The sequence below is a fragment of the Blastococcus sp. KM273128 genome, assembly GCF_021698975.1.
Classification (GTDB): Bacteria; Actinomycetota; Actinomycetes; order Mycobacteriales; family Geodermatophilaceae; genus Blastococcus.
The window spans coordinates 1-23413 of sequence record NZ_SSXA01000017.1; the positions used below are offsets into that span (position 1 = coordinate 1).

The 23413-nt window shown below is 74.0% G+C and carries 23 protein-coding genes; 3 read left to right on the forward strand and 20 right to left on the reverse strand.

Annotated features, from left to right (window positions below):
* Window positions 1-274: 274 nt before the first annotated feature.
* The 7 genes from E9529_RS07325 to E9529_RS07355 form a co-directional block, all read right to left on the reverse strand.
* Window positions 275-2812, reverse strand: a complete 2538-nt coding sequence (locus tag E9529_RS07325; RefSeq protein ID WP_236830479.1) for an ATP-dependent Clp protease ATP-binding subunit — start codon at window positions 2810-2812, stop codon at window positions 275-277.
* A 422-nt stretch (window positions 2813-3234) separates the two neighbouring features.
* The gene (locus E9529_RS07330; protein WP_236830538.1) at window positions 3235-3585 is read right to left on the reverse strand and encodes an Lsr2 family protein; all 351 of its coding nucleotides are present in this window, start codon (window positions 3583-3585) and stop codon (window positions 3235-3237) included.
* Window positions 3586-3728: 143 nt separating this feature from the next.
* Window positions 3729-5186 carry a lysine--tRNA ligase gene (gene lysS / locus E9529_RS07335; protein ID WP_255708498.1) on the reverse strand — a complete coding sequence of 486 codons (1458 nt, stop codon included), beginning with the start codon at window positions 5184-5186 and terminating at the stop codon, window positions 3729-3731.
* A gap of 74 nt (window positions 5187-5260) precedes the next feature.
* Window positions 5261-6067, reverse strand: a complete 807-nt coding sequence (locus E9529_RS07340) for a type III pantothenate kinase (protein ID WP_236830481.1) — start codon at window positions 6065-6067, stop codon at window positions 5261-5263.
* Between the two features lie 4 nt (window positions 6068-6071).
* A complete protein-coding gene (gene panD, locus E9529_RS07345; RefSeq protein ID WP_236824928.1) occupies window positions 6072-6497 on the reverse strand; it encodes an aspartate 1-decarboxylase in 426 nt (141 codons plus the stop codon).
* Window positions 6494-7348 carry a pantoate--beta-alanine ligase gene (panC, locus tag E9529_RS07350; RefSeq protein WP_236830482.1) on the reverse strand — a complete coding sequence of 285 codons (855 nt, stop codon included), beginning with the start codon at window positions 7346-7348 and terminating at the stop codon, window positions 6494-6496. Before panC ends, panD begins: the two co-directional genes overlap by 4 nt.
* A complete protein-coding gene (locus tag E9529_RS07355) occupies window positions 7345-8307 on the reverse strand; it encodes a Rossmann-like and DUF2520 domain-containing protein (protein WP_236830483.1) in 963 nt (320 codons plus the stop codon). Before E9529_RS07355 ends, panC begins: the two co-directional genes overlap by 4 nt.
* A gap of 276 nt (window positions 8308-8583) precedes the next feature.
* On the opposite strand from E9529_RS07355, the gene E9529_RS07360 reads away from it, so the two are divergent.
* The gene (locus E9529_RS07360; RefSeq protein WP_236830484.1) at window positions 8584-9336 is read left to right on the forward strand and encodes an SDR family oxidoreductase; all 753 of its coding nucleotides are present in this window, start codon (window positions 8584-8586) and stop codon (window positions 9334-9336) included.
* A 3-nt stretch (window positions 9337-9339) separates the two neighbouring features.
* On the opposite strand, the gene E9529_RS07365 is transcribed toward E9529_RS07360, so the two are convergent.
* A complete protein-coding gene (locus tag E9529_RS07365; RefSeq protein ID WP_236830485.1) occupies window positions 9340-10719 on the reverse strand; it encodes a DUF6779 domain-containing protein in 1380 nt (459 codons plus the stop codon).
* A gap of 83 nt (window positions 10720-10802) precedes the next feature.
* Between E9529_RS07365 and E9529_RS07370 the strand changes: the two genes are divergently transcribed.
* Window positions 10803-11408, forward strand: a complete 606-nt coding sequence (locus E9529_RS07370; RefSeq protein ID WP_236830486.1) for a DUF1684 domain-containing protein — start codon at window positions 10803-10805, stop codon at window positions 11406-11408.
* A gap of 9 nt (window positions 11409-11417) precedes the next feature.
* Here E9529_RS07370 and E9529_RS07375 read toward each other — a convergent pair whose 3' ends face one another.
* From E9529_RS07375 to E9529_RS07385, 3 genes are all read right to left on the reverse strand, one after another.
* A complete protein-coding gene (locus E9529_RS07375; RefSeq protein ID WP_236830487.1) occupies window positions 11418-12419 on the reverse strand; it encodes a glycine betaine ABC transporter substrate-binding protein in 1002 nt (333 codons plus the stop codon).
* A 143-nt stretch (window positions 12420-12562) separates the two neighbouring features.
* The gene (locus E9529_RS07380; protein WP_236830488.1) at window positions 12563-13297 is read right to left on the reverse strand and encodes an ABC transporter permease; all 735 of its coding nucleotides are present in this window, start codon (window positions 13295-13297) and stop codon (window positions 12563-12565) included.
* The gene (locus tag E9529_RS07385; protein WP_236830489.1) at window positions 13294-13965 is read right to left on the reverse strand and encodes an ABC transporter permease; all 672 of its coding nucleotides are present in this window, start codon (window positions 13963-13965) and stop codon (window positions 13294-13296) included. The genes E9529_RS07380 and E9529_RS07385 overlap by 4 nt, the downstream gene beginning before the upstream one ends.
* A 56-nt stretch (window positions 13966-14021) precedes the next feature.
* On the opposite strand from E9529_RS07385, the gene E9529_RS07390 reads away from it, so the two are divergent.
* Window positions 14022-15212 carry an ABC transporter ATP-binding protein gene (locus E9529_RS07390; RefSeq protein ID WP_236830490.1) on the forward strand — a complete coding sequence of 397 codons (1191 nt, stop codon included), beginning with the start codon at window positions 14022-14024 and terminating at the stop codon, window positions 15210-15212.
* A 311-nt stretch (window positions 15213-15523) separates the two neighbouring features.
* Here the strand turns inward: E9529_RS07390 and E9529_RS07395 are convergent, their stop codons facing one another.
* From E9529_RS07395 to ftsH, 9 genes are all read right to left on the reverse strand, one after another.
* Window positions 15524-16753, reverse strand: a complete 1230-nt coding sequence (locus E9529_RS07395; protein ID WP_308195260.1) for an IS110 family transposase — start codon at window positions 16751-16753, stop codon at window positions 15524-15526.
* A gap of 123 nt (window positions 16754-16876) precedes the next feature.
* Window positions 16877-17422, reverse strand: a complete 546-nt coding sequence (locus E9529_RS07400; RefSeq protein WP_236830492.1) for a dihydrofolate reductase family protein — start codon at window positions 17420-17422, stop codon at window positions 16877-16879.
* The gene (locus E9529_RS07405) at window positions 17416-18342 is read right to left on the reverse strand and encodes a helix-turn-helix domain-containing protein (RefSeq protein ID WP_236830493.1); all 927 of its coding nucleotides are present in this window, start codon (window positions 18340-18342) and stop codon (window positions 17416-17418) included. The genes E9529_RS07400 and E9529_RS07405 overlap by 7 nt, the downstream gene beginning before the upstream one ends.
* 60 nt (window positions 18343-18402) lie before the next feature.
* Window positions 18403-18918 carry a DUF3180 domain-containing protein gene (locus E9529_RS07410; protein ID WP_236830494.1) on the reverse strand — a complete coding sequence of 172 codons (516 nt, stop codon included), beginning with the start codon at window positions 18916-18918 and terminating at the stop codon, window positions 18403-18405.
* Window positions 18919-18921: 3 nt separating this feature from the next.
* Window positions 18922-19428, reverse strand: a complete 507-nt coding sequence (gene folK / locus E9529_RS07415) for a 2-amino-4-hydroxy-6-hydroxymethyldihydropteridine diphosphokinase (protein ID WP_236830495.1) — start codon at window positions 19426-19428, stop codon at window positions 18922-18924.
* Entirely contained in the window at window positions 19425-19793 is a 369-nt protein-coding gene (gene folB / locus E9529_RS07420) for a dihydroneopterin aldolase (protein ID WP_236830496.1), read from the reverse strand. The genes folK and folB overlap by 4 nt, the downstream gene beginning before the upstream one ends.
* On the reverse strand, window positions 19780-20640 hold the full coding sequence (folP, locus tag E9529_RS07425; RefSeq protein WP_236830497.1) for a dihydropteroate synthase: 861 nt from the start codon (window positions 20638-20640) through the stop codon (window positions 19780-19782). Before folP ends, folB begins: the two co-directional genes overlap by 14 nt.
* Window positions 20637-21254: a GTP cyclohydrolase I FolE gene (gene folE, locus E9529_RS07430; protein WP_236830498.1), complete on the reverse strand. Its 618-nt coding sequence runs from the start codon at window positions 21252-21254 to the stop codon at window positions 20637-20639. Before folE ends, folP begins: the two co-directional genes overlap by 4 nt.
* Before the next feature lie 13 nt (window positions 21255-21267).
* The gene (gene ftsH, locus E9529_RS07435; RefSeq protein WP_236830499.1) at window positions 21268-23235 is read right to left on the reverse strand and encodes an ATP-dependent zinc metalloprotease FtsH; all 1968 of its coding nucleotides are present in this window, start codon (window positions 23233-23235) and stop codon (window positions 21268-21270) included.
* Window positions 23236-23413 lie beyond the last annotated feature (178 nt).

The window sequence follows — 23413 nt, forward strand, 5'->3', positions numbered from 1 at the left end:
CCTCCGCGATCGCCCGCCAGAACACCCGCAACGTCGACCTGGTGACCGCCACCGCATCCACCCCTCATCGAGGCGGTGCGACCACCACCTGACTCCGGGGAACCTGATCGTGCGGCGTCCTCCCTCACCGTCTGCGCTGAGGGAGGACACCCGATGATCAGGTGCCCTGATCATGGCCACGGCGCGGGGGGGTGCGGCCGGGGCCGGGGCCGGGACCGCGGCAGGGCCCGCCCCCACCTCGCGGCGGGAGCGGGCCCTGTCGGTCGTGCGGGTGCTACTCGGCGGCCGCGGCCGGACCGTCCTCGTCACCCTCGGCGCCCGAGAGGGCGACCGGCGGGGTGTCGGGCAGGTCGACCGGCTTGGCCTCGCCGCGGAAGGTGAACTTCTGCGCGGGGCCCTCGGCGTCGTCGACGTCCACCACGATGATCTGCCCGCTGGACAGCTCGCCGTAGAGGATCTTCTCGCTGAGCGCGTCCTCGATCTCGCGCTGGATGGTGCGGCGCAGCGGCCGGGCACCCAGCACCGGGTCGAAGCCCCGGGCGGCCAGCAGCTTCTTCGCCGCGGGCGTGATCTCCAGCGCCATGTCCTTGTTGGCCAGCTGGCTCTCCACCCGGCTGACCATCAGGTCGACGATCTGGATGATCTCCTTCTCGGTCAGCTGGTGGAACACGACGATGTCGTCGATGCGGTTGAGGAACTCCGGCCGGAAGTGCTGCTTGAGCTCCTCGTTGACCTTGAGCTTCATCCGGTCGTAGTTCGACTGGTCGTCGTTACCGGCCTGGAAACCGAGCCCCACGGCCTTGGAGATGTCCCGCGTACCGAGGTTCGTGGTGAGGATCAGGATCGTGTTCTTGAAGTCCACGATCCGGCCCTGACCATCGGTGAGCCGGCCGTCCTCGAGAACCTGCAGCAGCGTGTTGAACACGTCCGCGTGCGCCTTCTCGATCTCGTCGAAGAGGACCACCGAGAACGGCTTGCGCCGCACCTTCTCGGTCAGCTGGCCGCCCTCGTCGTAACCGACGTAACCGGGAGGGGCACCGACGAGGCGGGACACGGTGAAGCGGTCGTGGAACTCACCCATGTCGATCTGGATGAGCGCGTCGTCCTCACCGAACAGGAACTGCGCCAGCGCCTTCGCCAGCTCCGTCTTACCGACACCCGAGGGGCCGGCGAAGATGAAGGAGCCACCGGGACGGCGCGGGTCCTTGAGGCCCGCCCGCGTGCGCCGGATCGCCTGGCTGACGCTCTTGATGGCCTCTTCCTGGCCGATGATCCGCTTGTGGAGCTCGTCCTCCATGCGGAGCAGACGCGTGGTCTCCTCCTCGGTGAGCTTGAAGACGGGGATGCCGGTCCAGTTGGCCAGCACCTCGGCGATCTGCTCGTCGTCGACCTCGGCGACGACGTCCATGTCGCCGGCCTTCCACTGCTTCTCGCGCTCGGCCTTCTCGCCCAGCAGCTGCTTCTCGGTGTCGCGCAGCGACGCGGCCTTCTCGAAGTCCTGCGCGTCGATCGCCGACTCCTTCTCGCGGCGGACGGCCGCAATCTTGTCGTCGAACTCGCGCAGGTCCGGCGGGGCGGTCATCCGCTTGATCCGCATCCGGGCACCGGCCTCGTCGATCAGGTCGATCGCCTTGTCCGGCAGGAAGCGGTCGGAGATGTACCGGTCGGCCAGCGTCGCCGCGGCCACCAGGGCGCCGTCGGTGATGCTGATCCGGTGGTGCGCCTCGTACCGGTCGCGCAGGCCCTTGAGGATCTCGATCGTGTGGGCCAGCGTCGGCTCGCCCACCTGGATCGGCTGGAAGCGGCGCTCGAGGGCGGCGTCCTTCTCCAGGTGCTTGCGGTACTCGTCCAGCGTGGTGGCGCCGATGGTCTGCAGCTCGCCGCGGGCCAGCATCGGCTTGAGGATGCTGGCGGCGTCGATCGCGCCCTCCGCGGCACCCGCCCCGACGAGGGTGTGGATCTCGTCGATGAACAGGATGATGTCGCCGCGGGTGCGGATCTCCTTCAGCACCTTCTTGAGGCGCTCCTCGAAGTCACCGCGGTAGCGGGAACCGGCGACGAGCGCGCCGAGGTCGAGGGTGTAGAGCTGCTTGTCCTTCAGCGTCTCGGGCACCTCGCCCTTGACGATGGCCTGCGCCAGCCCCTCGACGACGGCGGTCTTGCCGACGCCGGGCTCGCCGATGAGGACCGGGTTGTTCTTCGTCCGGCGCGACAGGACCTGCATGACCCGCTCGATCTCCTTGGCCCGCCCGATGACGGGGTCGAGCTTGGAGTCGCGCGCGGCCTGGGTCAGGTTGCGGCCGAACTGGTCGAGGACCAGCGAGGTCGACGGCGTGCCCTCGGCCGGGCCGCCGGCCGCGGCGGGCTCCTTGCCCTGGTAGCCCGACAGCAGCTGGATGACCTGCTGGCGCACGCGGTTGAGGTCGGCGCCGAGCTTCACCAGGACCTGGGCGGCAACGCCCTCGCCCTCGCGGATCAGGCCGAGCAGGATGTGCTCGGTGCCGATGTAGTTGTGGCCGAGCTGCAGCGCCTCGCGCAGCGACAGCTCCAGCACCTTCTTCGCCCGCGGCGTGAAGGGGATGTGACCGGACGGCGCCTGCTGGCCCTGCCCGATGATCTCCTCGACCTGCTGGCGGACGCCCTCGAGCGAGATGCCGAGGGACTCCAGGGCCTTGGCGGCGACACCCTCACCCTCGTGGATCAGGCCCAGGAGGATGTGCTCGGTGCCGATGTAGTTGTGGTTGAGCATCCTGGCTTCTTCCTGCGCCAGGACGACCACCCGTCGGGCTCGGTCGGTGAACCGTTCGAACATCTGCTGCTTCTCCTCTGACCGGCTGGTCCGGCACTGCCCTCCCCGTGCTGGAGAGGAGCACCCGACGTCCGTCGGCGCGCGGGGGCACCGGTCTTTCCACTGTAGTCGCGGACCACGCCGCCCCGTCGTCGTTCCGGCGGTGCGGTGGATGGCTGCCCGGTGCAACGGGCCCCGGGTGGGCGGTGTTCCGCCCCCGTTACGCCGTGAGCGGACGGTGCCCACCGTCGGCCTGTCGGCCTCCACCGCGACCCAGGACGCCAACCGGCACCACGCCCCCTGTCGGCCTACCGGCCTCCACCGCGGCCCGGGACGCCACCGGCCCGACCCCCCTGAGGGGAGCCGGGCCGGGCGACGCTCTGGAACGGCCCCCTCGCAGGGTCCCGGCGCGAGCGGAGCGAGTGCCGGGGGGCGAGGGGGTCCTTTCAGTGGGCGGCCTCGTAGGCCTCGACGACGCTGGCCGGGATGCGGCCGCGGTCGCTCACCGCGTGCCCGTTCTTGCGGGCCCAGTCGCGGATGGCCCCGGCCTGCTCGCGGTCCATGCGCCCGCCGCCACCGGTGGCGCGGGACCGGCCGCCCCCCGAGGCGCGGGTGCCGCGGCCGACCTTGCGCGCCGCGGAGATGTACCGGGAGAAGGCGTCGCGCAGTTCCTGGGCGTTCTTCTCCGCCAGGTCGATCTCGTACGACGTGCCGTCCAGCGCGAAGCTGACGGTCTCGTCGGCCGGGAGATTCTCGTCGAGGTCGTCGCTCAGGATGACCTGGACCTTTCGCGCCATTCGTTCCTCGCTCATTCGCTGCAGCCCGGGGGCTGGACGGAAATAGCACCCGGCGGGTGCGGGGATCATTACAGCACGAATGACGAAAATTGGGAAATGGCTGCGCGATTCCTCACGCCCGGAGAAATCAGGGTACGCGCGGATCAGGAACTGATTGGCCGGACCAACGGGAACAGGATCGTCTCCCGAATGCCGAGCCCGGTCAGCGTCATCATCAACCGGTCCATGCCCATTCCCACCCCGCCGGTGGGCGGCATGCCGTATTCGAGGGCCTCGAGGAAGTCCTCGTCGAGCACCATCGCCTCGGGGTCGCCGGCCGCGGCCAGCAGCGCCTGCTGGGTGAAGCGCTCGCGCTGGACGACGGGGTCGACGAGCTCGGAGTAGCCGGTGCCCCGCTCGATGCCGCCGATGTAGAGGTCCCACTTCTCGGCGACGCCGGGATCGGTCCGGTGCGCCCGCGTCAGCGGCGAGGTGTCCACCGGGTAGTCCATGACGAACGTGGGCTCCTGCAGCGAGGGCTGCACCAGCGCCTCGAAGATCTCCTCGACCACCTTGCCGTGGATCCAGGCCGGGTCGATGCCCACCTCGTGCCGCTCGGCCAGCGCGCGGAGGTGCTCGATCGGGGTGTCCGGGGAGACCTGCTCCCCCACCGCCTCGCTCACCAGGTCGAACAGGCGGACCTGCCGCCACTCCCCCGACAGGTCGAGCTCGGTGCCGTCGTGGTGGCGGGCGACGTGGTCGCCGAAGAGCGCCGCGCAGCTCTCCTGGACCAGCTCCCGCGTGATGACGGCGATGTCCTGGTAGTCGAGGTAGGCCGCGTAGAACTCCAGCATCGCGAACTCCGGCGAGTGCGAGCTGTCGGCGCCCTCGTTGCGGAAGTTGCGGTTGATCTCGAAGACCCGGTCCAGCCCGCCGACGATGCACCGCTTGAGGAACAGCTCCGGCGCGATGCGCAGGTAGAGGTCGAGATCGAAGGCGTTCATGTGGGTGCGGAAGGGCCGGGCCGCCGCACCGCCGTGCACGGTCTGCAGCATCGGGGTCTCGACCTCGATGAACTCCCGCCGGGCCAGCCCCGCGCGCAGGGTGGACATGACGGTGGCCCGCTGCCGGACGGTGCGGCGGGCCTCGTCGCGCACGATGAGGTCGACGTAGCGGCGGCGCACCCGCAGCTCCTCGCTCATCGGCTTGTGCGCCACCGGGAGCGGGCGCAGCGCCTTCGCGGTCAGCTGCCAGGAGTCGGCGAAGACGGAGAGCTCCCCGCGGCGCGACGTCCCGACCTCGCCCTCGACGAAGACGTGGTCACCGAGGTCGACGTCGGACTTCCAGGCGGCCAACGCCTCCTCGCCCACGCGGTCGCGGGAGAGCATCACCTGCAGCTCGGCGTCCCCCTCGCGCAGCGTGGCGAAGCAGAGCTTGCCGGTGTTGCGGAAGAAGATCACCCGGCCGGTGACGCCGACGCGCTCGCCGGTCATCGTGTCGGGGTCGAGCTCGGGGTGGCCGCCGCGGACCGCGGCGAGGGTGGTCGTGCGCGGGACGCCCACCGGGTAGGGGTCGACGCCCGAGTCGCGCAGCCGGTCGAGCTTGGCGCGGCGGACCCGCATCTGCTCCGGCAGCTCCTCGCCGCCGTCGTCGCCGCCCGTCCCGTTCGGTCCCACGTCCGTCACGGGGCCCGAGCCTACGGGGCGGCCGGCCGCCGCTCCGCGGCCTGCTGCCGCTGGAAGGCCAGGCGCAGCCCGTGCACGGTGAGGTCGGGCTCGCGCTCGCCGATCGTGCGGCAGCTGTCCACCAGCAGCGGCGCCAGCCCGCCGGTGGCGACGACGACCGGCGGGGTGCCGAACTGCGCCACGAGCTCGGCCGAGATGCGCCCGACGAGGCCGTCGACGAGACCGGCGAAGCCGAGGACCAGCCCCGACTGGAGCGCGGCGACGGTGTTCTTGCCGATCGCGTGCGGCGGGCAGGAGAGCTCGACCGACCGCAGCTGGGCCGCCCGGCTGGCCAGCGCGTCGCGACTCACCTCCACCCCGGGCGCCAGCGCGCCGCCGAGGAACTGCCCGTCGGGACCGACGGCGTCGACGTTCGTGGAGGTGCCGAAGTCGACGACGACCACGGGCCGGCGGCCGCCGTCCGGAGCCCGGCCGAACAGCTCGGCGGCCGCCAGGGCGGTGACGACCCGGTCGGCACCGACCTCACGCGGGTTGTCCACGTGCAGCGGGACGCCGGTGCGCACGCCGGGGCCGATGAGCACCACCGGCACCTCGAGGGAGTCCAGCAGCTGGCGCAGCGCCGGCAGCAGCGCGGGCACCGTCGAGCAGGCCGCGACGCCGGTGACCTCGGTGTCGCGGAGCAGTCCGCGCCACAGCATGCGCAGCTCGTCGGCGGTGGCGCGGGGCGCCGTCGTCACCCGCCAGGAGCCGACCCGCCGCTCGCCGTCGAAGGTGGCGAGGACGGTCTGGCTGTTGCCGACGTCGACGGTCAGCAGCACGGCGTCACCGGACCGGCACGCCCAGGTCGCTGCGACGCTGGTCGGCAGCCCCGGGCACGGGGGCCGAGGGGTCCCCGCCCAGCTCGACGACGCGGTTGGCGCCGTCGACGTGCACGACCTTGGGGATGTAGCTCTTGGCCTCGGTCTCGTCCATCACGCCGTAGCTGATGAGGATGACCATGTCGCCGGGGTGCACCAGGTGCGCGGCGGCGCCGTTGATGCCGATGACGCCGGTGCCCCGCTCGCCGGGGATCACGTAGGTCTCCAGGCGGGCGCCGTTGGTGATGTCGACGATCGCGACCTGCTCACCGGGCAGCAGGTCGGCGGCGTCGAGGAGGTCCTCGTCCACGGTCACCGAGCCCACGTAGTGCAGGTCGGCCTGGGTGACCGTCGCACGGTGGATCTTGGACTTGAGCATCGTGCGCATCATCGCGGGCCTCCCAGCCGGACTGCGGTGTTGTCGAGGAGTCGGGTGCTGCCCGCGCGGACGGCGACGAGCAGCCGGGCGGGGCCGGCGGCCGGCGCCGGTCCCAGATCGGTATCGGTCAGTTCCAGGTAGTCCTGGACCAGGTCGGGCGCCCCGGCCAGGACGGCGCGGGCGGCGGCCAGGACGGCGTCGGCACCCTGCGGGCCGGCGGCGGCTCCTGCGGTCAGCGCCCGGTGCAACGTCGCGGCGCGAGCCCGCTGTTCCGGCGAGAGGTAGCGGTTGCGGCTGGACAGCGCGAGCCCGTCGTCCTCGCGGACGGTCGGGACGCCGACCACCTCGACCCCCAGGGCGAGCTCGCGGGCCATCGCCCGGATCAGGGTGAGCTGCTGGTAGTCCTTCTCACCGAACAGCGCCAGGTCGGGCCGGACCAGGCCGAAGAGCTTGGCGACGACGGTCAGCACGCCGGCGAAGTGACCGGGCCGCACCGCGCCCTCGAGCACCGAGCCCAGCGGCCCCGGGTCGACGGTCACCCCGGCCGCACCGGGCGGGTAGACCTCCTCGACCGGGGGGTGGAAGACGACGTCGGCGCCCTCCTCGGCCAGGGCGGCGAGGTCGGCGTCCCACGTGCGCGGGTAGCGGTCGAAGTCCTCGCCGGGGCCGAACTGGGTCGGGTTCACGAACACCGAGACGACGACGCCGCCGGCCCGCTCGCGCGCGGCGCGGACCAGCGTGCGGTGCCCCTCGTGCAGCGCCCCCATGGTGGGCACCAGGGCGACGGGGCCGGGCAGCGCGGACACCAGACGGCGCAGCTCGGCGGCGGACCCGGCGACGGCCGGGCGGGTGCCGGTGGTCACCGCGGGCCCGCGACGTCGTCGTGCGCGGCGGCCAGGACGTCGAGCACCGGTGCCGCGTCGTGGGGGCGCAGCCGGCCGGCGGTGACGGCCCGCTCGGCGGTCCGCTGCGCCATGGCGACGTAGGCGGCCACCGACCCGGGGGCGCGCTCGCCGAGGGTCCGCAGGTGGTGGGCGACCGTGCCGGCGTCGCCGCGGCTCACCGGGCCGGTGAGCCCGCGGTCTCCTCGGCGCAGGCCGTTGTCGAGGGCGGCGGTGAGCAGCGGGCCGAGCACGCGCCCGGGCTCGGCCACCCCGGCGGTGCGCAGCAGGTCGGCCGCCTCGGCCACGAGCGTGACCAGGTGGTTGGCGCCGGTGACCAGCGCCGCGTGGTACAGCGGGCGGTCGGCCTCGGCGACGAAGAACGGCTCCCCGCCCATCTCCAGCACCAGCGTCTCGGCGACCGGGCGGTGCTCGGGCCGGCTGGTCACGCCGAAGGGCGCGCCGTCGAGCCGTTCGGCGTCCTCGGGCGCGCCGGTGAAGGTCATCGCCGGGTGCAGGGCGAGGGCGAGAACCCCGGCCTCCTCGGCGGGGGCGAGCACGGCCAGCCCGTGCGCGCCCGACGTGTGGAGGACCAGCTGCCCGGCGCGCCAGGCCCCGGTCTCGGCCAGCCCGGAGACGAGCCCCGCCAGCGTGTCGTCGGGGACGGCGAGGACGACGAGGTCCGCGGCGGCCACGACGGCGTCGGCCGGCAGCAGGGGGACGCCGGGCAGCAGGCGCGCGGCGCGCTCGGCGGAGGCGGCCGACAGGCCCGAGGCGGCGACGACGTCGTGGCCGGCGGCGGCGAGCGCGGCGCCCAGGACGGCGCCGACGCGGCCGGCGCCGATGACACCGACGCGGAGGCGGGCGGGGGCGTCGGATGCGCGGGCGTGCGTGCGGGCGGGGCCCAGCAGCGAGCGGACGGTCCTGCGGGAGGCAGGCATCGGTGCACCTCTCGTTCCAGTCCCTGGCGGGTACCGGACGTCGGGAGCGATCCGGGCAGATCGCGGTGGCCGTGCGGGGTGGAGCTCCGGCCGGCGCCCGCTGCAACCGTTCCGTGTCACGCGGGCGACGTGCCGATGGCGAGTGTGTGACGCCCGTGCCGCGGCCGCAACGCCTGGTTGCTGTGTGCTGGCTCACGTGCCCTGCGGCACCCGGCCGCGGGGCAGGGTGCGCGCCGCCCTTACCGTGACGGCCGGCACATCGGCGAGGGAGGCAGCGTGCACACGTTCGAGGGGAAGACCGCACTGGTCACGGGGGGCAGCCGCGGCATCGGCCTGGGCATCGCCCGGAGCCTGGTGGAGCGCGGTGCCCGGGTGGTGCTCACCGCCCGGAAGCCGGAGGCGCTGGCCGAGGCGGTGGAGTCGCTCGGCGGGCCGGAGGTCGCCGTCGCGGTGGCCGGCAACGCCGGAGACCCGGAGCACCGGGCGACGGCGGTGCGCACCGCCGTCGAGACGTTCGGCAGCCTCGACGCCCTGGTGGGCAACGTCGGCATCAACCCCGCGTACGGGCCGCTCATGGATCTCGACCTGGACGCGGCCCGCAAGATCCTCGACACCAACGTGGTCGCCTCGCTGGGCCTGGTCCAGGAGGCCTGGCGCGCGTGGATGTCCGAGCACGGCGGCGCGGTGCTGTTCGTCGCCTCGGTGGCCGGGCTGCGCTCCTCCCAGGAGATCGGCGCGTACGGGGTGAGCAAGGCGGCGCTGATCAACCTGACCACCCAGCTCGCGGTGGAGCTCGCACCCAAGGTGCGGGTGAACGCGGTGGCCCCGGCCGTGGTGAAGACCCGCTTCGCCGGCGCGCTGTTCGAGGGCCGGGAGGCCGAGGCCGCGGCGGTCTACCCGATGGCACGCCTGGGCACCCCGGAGGACATCGGCGAGGCCGCGGCCTACCTGCTGGGCGACGGCGCCGGGTGGGTCACCGGCCAGACGCTCGTGATCGACGGCGGCGGGCTGTCCCGCGGCCCGCGCTAGGGCTCAGCGGCCGAGGACCCGGGCCAGGACGTCGTCGCCCTCGCCGTCCTCCCGGTACCGCCGCCGGCGGCGGCCGCCCGAGCTGGGGCTGACCCCGTTCTGCGCCAGGATCTGCTCGATGCGGACCGGTGCCGCCGGGCCGTCCTGCTCCTGCGGCGCCGCCCGGTCCGGGGTCACCGCGGGCCGGGCGGTGGTCGGGGCGGACTCGGCCGGCCGCGGCTCCGCGACGTCGTCGGTGCGCCGGCGGCGCGGCGCGTCCTCGGCGCGCGGCGGGGCGGGCGGCTCCACCAGCGACCGGGCGGCGAGCCACTCCAGCGGCGACTGCGGCGGGGCGGCCGGCGGGGCCGGGGGCAGCGTCGACGACGGCGTGACCACCGGCGAGTGCACGGTGACCGGCGGCGCGGGCCGCTCGTCGGCGCTGCGGAGCGGGGCGGCGGAGCCGAGCCAGGGGTCGTCCTCGTGCGCCGCCGCGCGCTCGTGCCGGTCGAAGCCCGAGGGGGCCACCGGCCGGGGCGGCACGGGCGGGCGGACCGGCGGCGGGACGGCTGCGGCGGGCGGCTGCGGCGGGACCGGTGCCGCGGCGGGCGGCGCCACCGCGGACCACGTGCTGGTGCGCACCTGCTCGAACTGCTGGGTGGGTCGCGGCTCCTCCAGCCGGATCGCCGGCCAGCCACCGGTGAACTCCCGCGGCGGGGCGTCGTCGTTCCACGCCGCGCCCTCGAGGGTGCGGGGCGGACCGTCCAGCCGGCTGGCCTGGGTGCGCATGACGATCCGCTCGACCAGCATCTCGCTGGACAGCTGCTCGGCGAGCTCGGCCCGCAGCCGCCCCACGTCCTCCCGCAGCGCACCGAGCTGGCCGAGCTCCGCCCGCAGGCCGGTCAGCGCGGCGACGTCGTCCCGGAGCGACGCCACCCGGGCCACCTCGTCGCGCAGCTGCCCCAGCGCGGCGAGGTCACCGCGCAGGCCGGCGACGCGGGCCACCTCGTCGCGGAGGCCGCCCAGCGCGGCGACCTCACCGCGCAGCGCGTCGAGCTCCTCGCGCATGCCGCCCTCGGCCTCGCGGCGGAGCTCGTTCTCCAGCTCCAGCTCGTACTCGCGGCGCGCGGCGACCTCGCGCTCCAGCTCCAGCTCGTAGGCGCGGCGCAGCTCGGCCTCCCGGGCCGCCGCGTGCGCCCGGTCGGTGCCGCGCCGGCCGGCGGCGAAGGTGGCGAGCACGAACGCCCAGGCCACCGCCACGACGGCGACCCGCAGCAGCTGCGCGTTGTCGGTGAGGAAGACGGCGAGGGTGGCCCCGAGGGCGAGCACGAACCCGCCGGCCTGCAGGAGCGTGCGCGTGCCACCGAGGGCGGGGCCGCGGGCGACGTCGTCCTCGCGGCGGGGCATGGCACCCAGCGTAGCGACGTGCGGCGCTCACCGGGAGGAAGCGCACCCGTGCCCACAGTGGTCCCAGGTGCCACAGTGCCGGGGTGAACCTCTCGCTGCTCGACTGGCGCCGCCGCGTGGCCGCGCTGCACGCCGACGTCCGTGCCCACCGTGATCCCGAGCAGGGCTGGCTCCGGTGGCGGGAGGGTCGCGACGAGCTGTTCGCGGACCACCCGCAGTCGCCGCTGGACGCCTCGGGGCGGGCGGCGTTCCGGGGGCTGCCGGTGGCACCGTACGACCCGGCGCTCCGCTTCGAGCCCGCCCTCGAGCCGGCGGGACCGCTGCGGCTGGAGATACCCACCGCGGCCGACGGCGTCGTCCCGCTGGACCGGATCGGGGCCGTCGCGCTGCCCGGCATCGGCACGCTCGACGTGTGGTGGGTCACCCTCTACGGCGGCGGGGTCTTCCTGCCGCTGCGCGACGGCACCGCCGGTGGCAGCACCTACGGGGGTGGGCGCTACCTGCTCGACACGGTGAAGGGCGCCGACCTCGGGGGCGACGGCGAGCGGCTGGTGGTCGACCTCAACTTCGCCTACCACCCGTCCTGCGCCTACGACCCGCGCTGGTCCTGCCCGCTGGCGCCCGAGGGCAACCGGGTGGGGACGCCCGTCGCCGCCGGGGAGCAGCTGCCCCCCGGCGGCTGGTACTGAGCCGGGCGATCAGCTTCCGGCGAGGAAGCCGGCGGAGCTGAAGACCAGGCCGATGGAGACCTCGCCCCGCTCGATCGCGGCGCGGGTCAGCGGGCCACCGGTGTCCAGCTCGCGGAAGTCGGCGAACTCGAGACCGTAGGTCTCCTCCAGCCCGGGCTGGCAGAACGGGCGGGTCGGGCACTCGGTCGGGCCGCCGAGGACCAGCGACCCGTCCCCGCACGCCTCGGCGAGCTCCGAGAGGGTGGTGACGCCGAGCTCGTCGGCGAACGCCTGGGTGACCGCGAACGCGTTCTGGTCCGCTGCCTCCGAGGGCTCGCCGAACACCAGACCGGCCTCGGCCGCGAGCGGCTCGAGCGCCTGCCGGGTCTCCTCGACGTCGCCGCTGGCCACCTGGGTGGCGTCGTCGCCCTCGATGAACTCGGTGACCGTGGCGAGGTACTCGGGGAAGACCTGGATCTCGTTGTTGATCAGCGCCTGCAGGTACAGCTCGCGGTTGCCCACCTCCTGGACGGTGGCGTCGAAGCCCGCGAGCTGGAGCACGTCGGCGTAGACGTTGGCGAGGATGGTCGACTCGGGGAAGTTGGCCCCGCCGACGGCGATCACCCCGCTGCCCTGCTCTAGCGCCGCGGCGTCGATGTTCTCCTCGACCCAGCCGGCGGCGACGTCCTCGGCGCTCTCCCGCTGCACCTCCACCGCGGCGTTGAGCTGGATCAGCTCCTCGGTGGTCATCTCGGCCGACACCTGGTCCAGCGCCGGCAGCAGCGCCGGGTTGGCCTGGGCGGCCTGCGCGTTGACCGCGGGGATGATGTTGTCGGCGTTCTGCAGGTTCTGGTCGTCCTCGAGGACGACGAGCTGGTCGCCGGCGACCGGGGCGCAGGCGTCGCCGGAGGCCTGGCCGCCACCGCCGCCCGTCTCACCCCCACCGGTACCGGAGGAGCCCGACTCGCCGCAGGCCGCGGTCAGCGCGACCGCGAAGAGCAGTGGTGCGATGGTCCTGGTGCGTGCGCGCATGGTTGGACGCCCCGCCTTCTGTGTCCCGTGCCGGCCAGGCACGCGTGTCTGGCGGGAGGTCTCCCGCGGGCTCCATCGAACCGTCCCGTTGTGCACGACGCAATCGGGTTTCCGCTGCCGCGGGCTTCGTTATCAAGGCGTGATCACTGCGGCACGCCGGTGGCCGTCAGCTCGGGCTCACCGCGCACCGTCCGCCGCCTGCCGGTGACGAAGGGCAACCGCCGCGGCCCCGGTCGCACCGCCCAGGTGAGCGCCACGAGCACCAGCTCGGTGAGCAGCGCCAGCGCCGCGATCACGATCGCCCCGGCGATGATCAGCCCGTAGTCCTGCTGGCCGAAGCCGAGGTTGACCACCCGGCCCAGCCCGCCCCCGCCGACCAGGGCGGCGAGCCCTGCTGTGGCCACCACCTGCACGGCGGCGGTGCGCACACCGGTCATCACCAGCGGCAGCGCCAGCGGGAGCTCCACCCCGCGCAGCACCTGGCCGCGGGTCATGCCCATGGCCCGCGCCGCCTCGCGGACGTCGCCGTCCACACCGCGGAACCCGACGTAGGTGTTGGTGAGGATCGGCGGGAACGCGAACACCGCCAGGGCGATGGCGGTGGCGCGGTTGCCGAAGCCGATCGGGCTGACCGCGAAGAGGGTGAGCAGCGCGAGCGTCGGCACCGCACGGCTCACGTTCGACAGGACGACGACCGCGCCCCCGCCCCGCCCGCTGGTGCCCAGCGCGATGCCGAGCGGCAGCGCCAGCACCAGCGCGGCGAGCACGGCGATGCCGGAGACGGCCAGGTGCTCCACGAGCAGGTCCAGCAGCCCGCCGGGCCGGGTCCAGTTGAACGGGTCGTTGAGGTAGACGAGCGCGTCGCCGAAGCCGGTCACGACCGCGCCCTCGCCCAGGGGGTGAGCAGCCGCTCGGCGCCGGCGAGCAGGACGTCGGCGAAGAGCGCCAGCAGCACGCAGCCCACCGCCCCGGTGACGATCTCGGCCCGGTAGAAGTTCGAGTTGAAGCCGCCGAAGATCAGCTGCCCGAGCCCCCCGTGCCCGACCAGCACCCCCACCGTGGTGAGCGCGACGGTGGACACCGTGGCGATCCGCAGCCCCGCTATGAAGGCCGGCAGGGCCAGCGGCAGGTCGATCTGCCAGAACAGGCGGAACCGGCCGTAGCCCATGCCCTCGGCGGCCTCCCGCACGTCACCGGGCACGCCCTGAAGCCCGGTCAGGAAGTTCCGCACCAGGATCACCAGCGAGTAGACGACCAGCCCCACCAGCACCGTCGTCGCCGTCAGCCCGGTGAACGGGAAGATCAGCGCGAACATCGCCAGCGACGGGATCGTGTAGACGATCGAGGAGAAGCCCAGCACCGGCGCGGCCAGCCACCGGACGCGGCGGGCGAGCAGCGCCAGCGGCAGCGCGATCAGCGCCCCGATGACGACGGCGGCGACGGTCAGCCTGACGTGCTCGCCCAGGTACCGCAGAATGGTGCCCCAGTTCTCGACCACGTACGACGCGTCGAACCACGGGTTCGGCGCCGCGTCCGCGGCACGCACCGCGTACGTCCCCGCTCCCGCGCTCAGCACCGGGCGCCTCCCAGGAGGGTCACACCGTGGACGCTACTGCGCACACTCCCCCGTCCGCGAGCGAGTCCGGTGAGGCGGTGGAGATCCGGCTGGAGGGCGTCAGCAAGGTCTACGCCGACGGCACCGTGGGCGTGGCCGAGCTCGACCTCACCTTCGCCGCGGGCGAGTTGACCGTCCTGGTCGGGCCCTCCGGCTGCGGCAAGACGACGACGATGAAGATGATCAACCGGATCATCGAGCCGACGACCGGCCGCATCGTCATCGGCGAGGACGACGTCACCCGCGCCGATCCCGTGGAGATGCGCCGTCGCATCGGCTACGTGATCCAGAACGTCGGGCTCTTCCCGCACCAGACCATCCGCGCCAACGTCGGCACCGTCCCGCGCCTGCTGGGCTGGGGCAAGGCGGAGACCCGGGCCCGGGTCGACGAGCTGCTCGCCACCGTCGGCCTGGACCCGGCGGTGCACGGCGACCGCTACCCCGGGCAGCTCTCCGGCGGGCAGCGGCAGCGGGCGGGCGTGGCCCGGGCGCTCGCGGCCGACCCCCCGGTGCTGCTGATGGACGAGCCGTTCTCCGCCGTCGACCCGGTGGTGCGCGAGCGGCTGCAGGCGGAGTTCCTGCGGCTGCAGTCCACGGTGCGCAAGACGATCGTCTTCGTCACCCACGACATCGAGGAGGCGGTGCGCATCGGCGACCGCATCGCCGTGATGAGCCACGGCGGCCGGGTGGAGCAGTTCGCGACGCCCGCCGACCTGCTCGGCCGGCCGGCCAACGACTTCGTGGCCGACTTCGTCGGCGCCGACCGCGGCCTCAAGCGGCTGGCCGTGACCGGCATCGCCGCCGAGGACCTCGAGCACCCGCCGGTGCTGCACGCCGACGACGGCCTGGCCGACGCGCGGGCGGCGCTGCAGCGCTCCGGCGCGCGCTGGGCCGTGGTGCTCGACGGCAGCGACCGCCTGCACGGCTGGCTCTCGCCCGACCGCGCCGGGGGCAGCGGCACCGTCGGCGGTGCGGCCCGGCGGATGGAGGCCTGGGTGCCCCGGGAGGCGTCGCTGAAGACGGCGTTCGCCACGATGCTCCAGCACGAGGCCGGCTGGGTCGCCGTGCTCGACGGCGACCACTTCCTCGGCGTCCTCACCCCCGAGTCGCTGCACTCGGCGCTGCGCCGCTCGGTGGAGGGCCGCGCCCCCGAGACCGCCGGCGCCGCCTCCGCCTAGCTGGCGGTAGGTCGTGTCAAGCGGGGGCGCGGGCGTGCGGCATCGGCTCCGCGTAGCGGAGCGCGGCGGGGGCGATCTTGGTCGGTGGTGTGTCGCTGGATCGGTGCCGAGTGCCCACGCTGACGTATGCGACCTCCGCGGTGGGCGGGGTCATCTGGCGTCGTTCGGGCTGCTGTCATGGCGAAGGGCCGGGCGCCAAGCTAGGCGCGGCGTGACACCCGAGGGTGTCCGCCATAGCGGCTGCGGCGTCTGATCCGGCCCTTCGTGCGGTCCAGGGTGGCACCACCGGCCGGAGTTGTGAAGGTTCGCGATCAGTCCTCCCGCGTGCTCCAACGGGCGGCGTCGTAGGGGGCCTGGTCGCGCACGAGAGCGTAGGCGATCTTGTTGGCGCGGTGGGCCAGGGCGCAGGCGATGATGCCGCCGCGCTTGCCGCGAGCCTTCAGCGCGGCGGCGTAGTCGCGGGCGGACCGGTCGTTGAGCCACAAGCCCATGCCGAGGTCGATCAGGGCGCGACGGAGTTGCACGCTGCCCTCGCGGCTGATGCCACCGTCGCGGCGGCGGCCGGCGGACTCGTATTGCATCGGAGACAGGCCGGCGGCGCGGTAGACCTGCCGGGGTCCTGGCCAGCGGGCGGGGTCGCCGAGGGCCGCGCCGTAGTTCCCGGCCCGGACGAGGCCCCAGCCCGGCACGCTGGTCAGCGTGGCGAACGGGCTGGCCGGCAGGAGCCGGGCCAGCTCGGCCTCGGCCGCGCCGATCTGGGCGTCCAAATTGCCCAGCAGCGTGAGGTCGGCGGCGAGCACAGCCCGGGCGGCCGCGGCGTCGGCGGTCGGCAAGGCGTCGCGGGCGGCGGTGACCAGACGCTCGGCCAACGGGCGGCGAAGCCGCAGGTTGCGAGTGGCGGCGAAGCGGATCAGCCGGCTCGCGCCGAGCGCGGTCAGCCGGGCTGGATCGGCGAACTCCGCGGCGACCAGTCGGCCGATCTTGGTTCCCAGCACGTCCGGGAGCACCAGGGTCAGGCCGGGGAAGGCGCGGTCGAGCTGGCCGAGCAGCTGGTTCTTCGTCGCGGTGCGGATCGCCACTCGGCGGGTCCGGTGCGCCGACCAGGACGTCAGTTCACCGAGCACCGCCGCCCGCGTCGTGACGGCTACCCCGCGGCCGGCCAGCAGCAGCTCGGTGATCGCCTCCAGATCGATCGCATCGGTCTTCACCCGCCGCCGGCCCATCACCCGCCGCTGCTCGGTGACGTGCGCTGGATTGAGCTCGAGCAGCTCCCAGCCGGCGGGCCAGGCGGTCGGTGCCAACAGCGGCCGGTGATAGTGGCCGGCGGCCTCAACACCCACTTTGACCTGTGCTTCCGGCGGCAGCACCCGCTCCACGCAAGCCACGACTTCTCGGAGCGCTGGGCCACTCATCGAGCATTCGACCGGTCCCAGCATCCGAATCCGTGCAGCGTCGGTGAGGGACCAGACGAACGAGGACTTCCCCACGTCGACCGCGAGCGAGACCGTCGACGACGTGACAGGAGCAGCATGAACTGACACGACCCACCTCCGGGGGCGCCGGAAGGCCAGGCGCAGCAACGCCGACCTTCGCCGGACAGGAACCTTGCAAGGTCCCTTCTGGCACCTCCGGAGGTGTCCGTGAAGGACTACCGCCGAGTCATATCAGCGGGGCCGGTCCTCCAGCAGCGGGCCGACCACCCGGTACCGCGCGGTCACGAACGACCCGGTGGCGGCGGCCTGGACCAGCTCGAGGTCCAGCCGCCGCGGCAGCAGCGGCCGCCCCGCCCCGAGGGTCACCGGCGCGATGGAGACGACGACCTCGTCGAGCAGGCCGGCCTCGGCGAACTGGCCGGCGAGGTCTCCTCCACCGACCAGCCACAGCTCCCGGTCACCGGCGGCGGCGGTCATCTCCGCGTGCACCGTGCGGACGTCGGCGGAGGTGAACCGGACGTCGCCGCCGGCCGCCGGCAGCTCCCGGTGCGTCATCACCCAGGTGGGCAGCGCGTAGGGCCACGGCTTGCCGGCCTCGTGCGCGAGGACCCACTCGTAGGTCGTCGACCCCATGACCATGGCACCGACCCGGCCCATGAAGGCGTCGAAGTCCAGCTCCCCGGCGTCCCCGCCCTTCTGGCGGAACAGCCAGTCCAGCGAGTCGTCCGAGTCGGCGATGTAGCCGTCGAGGGTGGTGGCGGTGTGGTACGTCAGCACGGGGTGCCTCCCGGGGTCTCGCCGCGGCGCGCGCGGAGCCAGAGGATGGGGTCGCCGGTGCCGGCGTCGTGGCCGGCCGTCCGGAGCAGGTGCCGCACCAGCTGGCGCCGGTGGGCGGAGTAGGTGAGCACGTGGGCGACCACGCTGCTGAGCACGAAGCTCTCCGGTGGGTCGCAGAGGGCGTCGACCAGCCGGTCGTCCCAGCCGCCCCGGCGGTCGACGTCGCGCACCGTGGCCAGCCACCGGGGCGCCACGGCGTCGTGCCGCGCCAGCAGCCCCGCCGGGTCGAGGTCCCCGGGCCGGCCGGGCTGGTCGCGGCCCTCGATCGAGGCGAGCCAGATCTCGAGCGAGAACACCAGGTGCTCGAGGACGGCCTGCACCGACTCCTCCGGGCCGTCCCACGGCAGGACCACGAGGCCGGGCAGCCGCCGCGCCCGGAACTCCTCGCCGGTCAGCCCCTTCGCGACGTCGAGGAGGTGGCGGGTGTCGTCGAGGTCGTGGGCCACGAGCTGCTCGGTGAGCGGGTTCATCGCGTGCTCCGTGCTCTGCACCCACAGGGAGGTGGGCGGGTGGAAGTGGATGCCGTTGGGTGCCGGCAGCCAGTGCCCGGAGCCGGGGTCGGCCGCGCTGGGCGGGCGGCCGTAGGCGCGGGTGAAGGCCCGGCTGAACCCCTCGACCGAGTCGTAGCCCGCCGCCCACGCCGCGTCGGTGACGCTGCTCCCCTGCTGCAGCTGCCAGGCGGCGCGCTCCAGCATCACCCGCCGCCGCATCGCCACCGGCGCCTCACCGGCGTCGCGCGACAGGGTGCGGCTAAAGTGGAAGGGCGAGGCGTAGGCGTCCCCGGCCATCTCGGCAAGGGTGTGGTTCCCCTCGTCCAGCACCGCGTCGAGCAGCTCGCGGAGCCGGTCACGTCCCGTCATGCGTCCAGGGTGGCGGCTCGGCCGGTGGTCGTGCTTGACCGTTCTTGCGCGGTCGCCCGGTTACGCGGCCACCCCGGGGGACGGGTCGTCGTCGGCCGAACCGGGCGGGACGCGGCAGGCGGACTCCAGGAGCAGTGCCGCGGCGACCAGCGCGAGGGAGGCCAGCAGGCCCAGGACCGCGGTCACCGTGTCGCTCCCGGCGGCCTGCAGGCGGCCGACCGCGGGGCCGGCGTAGAGGAGGACGCCGAGCCAGGCGCCGGCGAAGACCGCCCCCACGTAGGCGCTGGCCTGGGCCAGCACCGCGAGCCGGGCGACCAGCATCGGCTCGACCGGGCGCACGCCAGCGGCGTCGCGCCCGGTGGGGCCGCGGCCCGCTCGCGCCTCGCGCAGCGCGTGCAGCCGGCGGCGCAGCACCCGCGCGCCGAGCGCCTCGGCGAGCGCCAGCACGGCCAGCGGCGCCGGGAGCCACCAGCGCAGCGGCGGCAGGTCCCCGTACCAGGCGCGCACCAGCAGCCACGTGGCGAGCGCGAGCCCGAGCGCGAGGACGGCGAGGTCGCGGCGGCGGACGGGTGCCACGGCCTAGTGGAGGTGGTCCCAGCGCACGACCGCCGCCACCTCGGCGGGGTCGAGCGCGGCCACCAGGTCTCGGACCGGCCCGCGGCCGGGGAGCACGGCGGTCGGGTCCAGCGTCGCCCACGGGACGAGCACGAACGCCCGCTCGTGCGCCCGGGGGTGCGGCAGGGTCAGCGCGGGGTCGTCGGAGAGCACCGGCGCGCCGTCGTCGCCGGTCACCGTGACCACGTCGACGTCGAGGGTGCGGGCGCCCCAGCGCACCTCGCGGGTGCGGCCGGCGGCCTGCTCCAGCTCGTGCGCCCGCGCCAGCCACCCTGCGGCGTCGCGGTCGCCGCGGACGACGGCGACCGCGTTCAGGTACGGCGGCTGCTCGACCGGCCCCCACGGCGGGGTCTCGTACAGCGTGGAGCGGGCGACGAGCACGCCTTCGTCCTTGAGCGCGGTGAGCGCGGCGCGCAGGGCCTGCGCGCGGTCACCCAGGTTGGCGCCCAGGGAGAGGACGGCCCGGCTCATCGGCGTGCGCGCCGGATGCTGACGACGACGTCGTCGAACGGCACCCCGAGCTCCGCCTCGGGCTTGTGCACGGTGATCTCCACCGCGTCGACCAGCTCGTCGGCGAGGCAGACGTCGGCCAGCCGCTGGGCGAGGGTCTCCAGGAGGCTGACCGGCTCGCCCGACAGCACGCGGTGCAGCCGCTGCGCGAGGTCGGCGTAGTTCACCGTGCGGGCGAGGTCGTCGGTCGCCGCGGCCGCGGAGGTGTCGAGCTCCAGGACGGCGTCGACGAGGAACACCTGGCCACGCTCGCGCTCGAAGTCGTAGACGCCGTGGTGGGCGTGGGCGCGGATGCCGCGGACGGCGATGCGGTCAGGGGTGGCCACGGCGGGCTCCTCTCGCCGCGCGCACGGCGGCCACGGTGCGGACGGCGTCCACCGAGGCGGCGGCGTCGTGGACGCGCACGCCCCACGCTCCGGCCTCGGCGGCGAGCACGGTCGTGGCCAGGGTGGCGGCGTCGCGCTCCTCGGCGGGGCGGGGTTCGGCGTCGGGCCCGGCCAGCAGCCGGCCGAGGAACGTCTTGCGCGAGGCCCCGACCAGCACGGGCAGGCCGACGGCGACGAGCCGGTCCAGCCCGGCCAGCAGCGCCCAGTTGTGCTCTGCCCGCTTGGCGAAGCCCAGCCCGGGGTCGAGCACCAGCTGCTCGGGCCGCACGCCGGCGGCGACGACGTCCTCCACCCGGGCGGTGAGCTCGGCGCAGACCTCCGTCACGACGTCGCCGTACTGCGCGGCCGCGTACATCTCCCGGCTGTGCCCGCGCCAGTGCATGAGCACCCACGGCACGCCGGCCTCGGCGACCAGGTCGGCCATGTTCTTGTCCGCCAGCCCACCGCTGACGTCGTTGACCAGCACCGCGCCCGCGCGCAGCGCCGCCTCGGCCACCTCGGCGCGGGTGGTGTCGACGCTGGTGCGCACGCCGGCGGCGGAGAGCTCGCGGATCACCGGGAGCACCCGGCGGCACTCCTCCTCGGTGTCGACCCGGTCGGCGCCCGGGCGGGTGGACTCACCGCCGACGTCCACGTAGTCCGCGCCCGCGGCGTGCATCGCCAGCCCGTGCGCGACCGCGTCGGCCGGGTCGGCGAAGCAGCCGCCGTCGGAGAAGGAGTCCGGCGTGACGTTGAGGACGCCCATCACCAGGCAGCGCCCGGTCCGCGGCAGCTCCACCGGGCTCACCGGCCGAGGACGAGGCCCATCGCCTCGCTGCGGGTGGCCGCGTTCTCGCGGAAGATGCCCCGGACCGCGGAGGTGACCGTGGAGGAGCCGGGCTTGCGGATGCCGCGCATCGCCATGCACAGGTGCTCGGCCTCGATGACGACCAGCACGCCGCGCGGCTTGAGGGCGTCGTTGAGCGCGTCGGCGATCTGCCGGGTCATCCGCTCCTGCACCTGGGGGCGGCGGGCGTAGACCTCGACCAGCCGGGCCAGCTTGGACAGCCCGGTGACCCGGCCGTCCTCCCCGGGGATGTAGGCGACGTGCGCGACCCCGTGGAAGGGCACCAGGTGGTGCTCGCAGGTCGAGTACATCGGGATGTCCTTGACCAGCACCAGCTCGTCGTGGTCCTCGTCGAACGTCGTCGCGAGGATGTCGAACGGGTCCTGCCAGAGGCCGGCGAAGGTCTCCGCGTAGGCCCGCGCGACGCGCGCGGGGGTGTCCTGCAGCCCCGGCCGGTCGGGGTCCTCGCCGACCGCGATCAGCAGTTCGCGGATCGCCGCGGCGGCCCGCTCCTGGTCGACCCCGGGGGCCGGGGTCAGCAGCTGGTCCTCCGGCTCGGCCGGGATCTCGCTCATCGGTCGGCCCGGCTCACCGCTGGACCGGGGCCCCGACGTCCCCGACGGGAGCCGGGTGGCCCGACCCGTTCTGGCCGGCGCGCTCGGCCGGCGTGAGCACCGGCGGCTGGTCGGACGGGGTGCGCTTGCCGAAGCCGTTGTACGGCGCGAGTGCGGGGCGCTTGGTGACCGGCGCGCAGATGCGGGCCATGTCGTCCTTGGACAGCGTCTCCTTCTCGATCAGCTCGAGCACCAGCTGGTCCAGGACCTCGCGGTACTCGACCAGGATCTCCCACGCCTCGTCGTGCGCGGCCTCGATCAGCGCGCGGATCTCGGCGTCGATGTCGGCGGCGACGGCCTCGGAGTAGTCGGGGCGGGACCCCATGTCGCGGCCGAGGAACGGCTCGGACTCGTTGCTGCCGTACTTCACCGCGCCGAGCTTGGCGCTCATGCCGTACTGGGTGACCATCGCGCGGGCCATGGCGGTGGCCTTCTCGATGTCGTTGCCGGCGCCGGTGGTCGGCTCGTGGAAGACCAGCTCCTCGGCCGCGCGCCCGCCGAGGGCGTAGGCGAGGGTGTCGATCATCTCCGAGCGCGTCTGGGTGTACTTGTCCTCGGTCGGCAGCACGAGCGTGTGCCCGAGGGAGCGGCCGCGCGGCAGGATCGTCACCTTGTGCACCGGGTCCAGGTTGGGCAGCGCGTGCGCCACCAGGGCGTGGCCGCCCTCGTGGTAGGCGGTGACCTTCTTCTCCTTCTCGCTCATCGCCCGCGTCTTCCGCTCGGGGCCGGCGATGACGCGGTCGATCGCCTCCTCGAGGACGGCGTCGGTGATCAGCGAGCCGTTGTTCCGGGCGGTGAGCAGCGCACCCTCGTTGAGGACGTTGGCGAGGTCCGCGCCGGTGAAGCCGGGCGTGCGGCGGGCGACGGTCTCCAGGTCGACGTCGGGCGCGAGCGGCTTGCCCTTCGCGTGCACCTCGAGGATCTTCTTGCGGCCCTCGAGGTCGGGACGGTCGACGGCGATCTGCCGGTCGAAGCGGCCCGGGCGCAGCAGCGCCGGGTCGAGGACGTCGGGCCGGTTGGTGGCCGCGATCAGGATGACCCCGCCCTTGACGTCGAAGCCGTCCATCTCGACGAGCATCTGGTTCAGCGTCTGCTCGCGCTCGTCGTGGCCGCCGCCCATGCCGGCGCCGCGCTGGCGCCCGACGGCGTCGATCTCGTCGACGAAGATGATCGCCGGGGAGTTCTCCTTGGCCTGGGTGAACAGGTCGCGGACGCGGCTGGCGCCGACACCGACGAACATCTCGACGAAGTCCGAGCCGGAGATGGAGAAGAACGGCACGCCGGCCTCACCGGCGACGGCGCGGGCGAGCAGGGTCTTGCCGGTGCCGGGCGGGCCGAACAGCAGCACGCCCTTGGGGATCTTGGCGCCGACGGCCTGGAACTTCACCGGGTTGGCGAGGAACTCCTTGATCTCGTGGAGCTCCTCGATCGCCTCGTCGGCGCCGGCGACGTCGGCGAACGTCGTCTTCGGCATGTCCTTGGTGATCTGCTTGGCCTTGGACTTGCCGAAGGCCATGACGCCGCGGCCGCCGCCCTGCATGGAGTTGAACAGCCAGAAGAGCAGCAGCAGGAGGATCAGGAACGGCAGGAAGCTGACCAGCAGGCTCACCAGGAGGCTGTCCTGGGTGACGTTGGTGTCGAACTCCTCGCCGTCCTGGGCGCGCAGCAGCTCGACGATGTCGCCCTCGACGGCGACGGGGTAGGACGTCACGACCTCGGTGCTGCCCTCGACCTCGTCGGCCAGGTCCAGCTCGAGCGTCTGCTCCCGGGTGTTGAGCGTCGCCGTCTCGACGTTGCCGCTCTCGATCTGCTCGAGGGCCGTCGAGGTGGTGATCTCCTGGCGGCTGCCCTCACCGCTGAACAGCGACGAGACGGTCAGGGCCAGCAGGATGACCAGGACGACCCAGAACCACACGGAGCGGAAGATCTTCTTGCGTTCCATACACCGATGCCGGGCGCCGTGGAGCGCCCGTCGACCCTCCTGATCGTCCCGGGGACGCCTCGAACGGCCCGGGTACGGACCCCGGCGCTCGGGTGCAGCGTCGTCGGGATCGACGGTACACCGGTGCACCTGTGGATCTCCTGCGCGCGACCTGGCAACGCACCCGGCCGAGCGATGT

Bases quoted from the DNA above. Each gene is read 5' to 3' on its own strand.
- E9529_RS07325 (WP_236830479.1), bottom strand. From the start codon at position 2,812: ATGTTCGAACGGTTCACCGACCGAGCCCGACGGGTGGTCGTCCTGGCG.
- E9529_RS07330 (WP_236830538.1), bottom strand. From the start codon at position 3,585: ATGGCGCGAAAGGTCCAGGTCATCCTGAGCGACGACCTCGACGAGAAT.
- lysS (WP_255708498.1), bottom strand. From the start codon at position 5,186: ATGCGGGTCCGCCGCGCCAAGCTCGACCGGCTGCGCGACTCGGGCGTC.
- panD (WP_236824928.1), bottom strand. From the start codon at position 6,497: ATGATGCGCACGATGCTCAAGTCCAAGATCCACCGTGCGACGGTCACC.
- E9529_RS07355 (WP_236830483.1), bottom strand. From the start codon at position 8,307: ATGCCTGCCTCCCGCAGGACCGTCCGCTCGCTGCTGGGCCCCGCCCGC.
- E9529_RS07365 (WP_236830485.1), bottom strand. From the start codon at position 10,719: ATGCCCCGCCGCGAGGACGACGTCGCCCGCGGCCCCGCCCTCGGTGGC.
- E9529_RS07375 (WP_236830487.1), bottom strand. From the start codon at position 12,419: ATGCGCGCACGCACCAGGACCATCGCACCACTGCTCTTCGCGGTCGCG.
- E9529_RS07405 (WP_236830493.1), bottom strand. From the start codon at position 18,342: ATGACGGGACGTGACCGGCTCCGCGAGCTGCTCGACGCGGTGCTGGAC.
- folK (WP_236830495.1), bottom strand. From the start codon at position 19,428: ATGAGCCGGGCCGTCCTCTCCCTGGGCGCCAACCTGGGTGACCGCGCG.
- folE (WP_236830498.1), bottom strand. From the start codon at position 21,254: ATGAGCGAGATCCCGGCCGAGCCGGAGGACCAGCTGCTGACCCCGGCC.
- ftsH (WP_236830499.1), bottom strand. From the start codon at position 23,235: ATGGAACGCAAGAAGATCTTCCGCTCCGTGTGGTTCTGGGTCGTCCTG.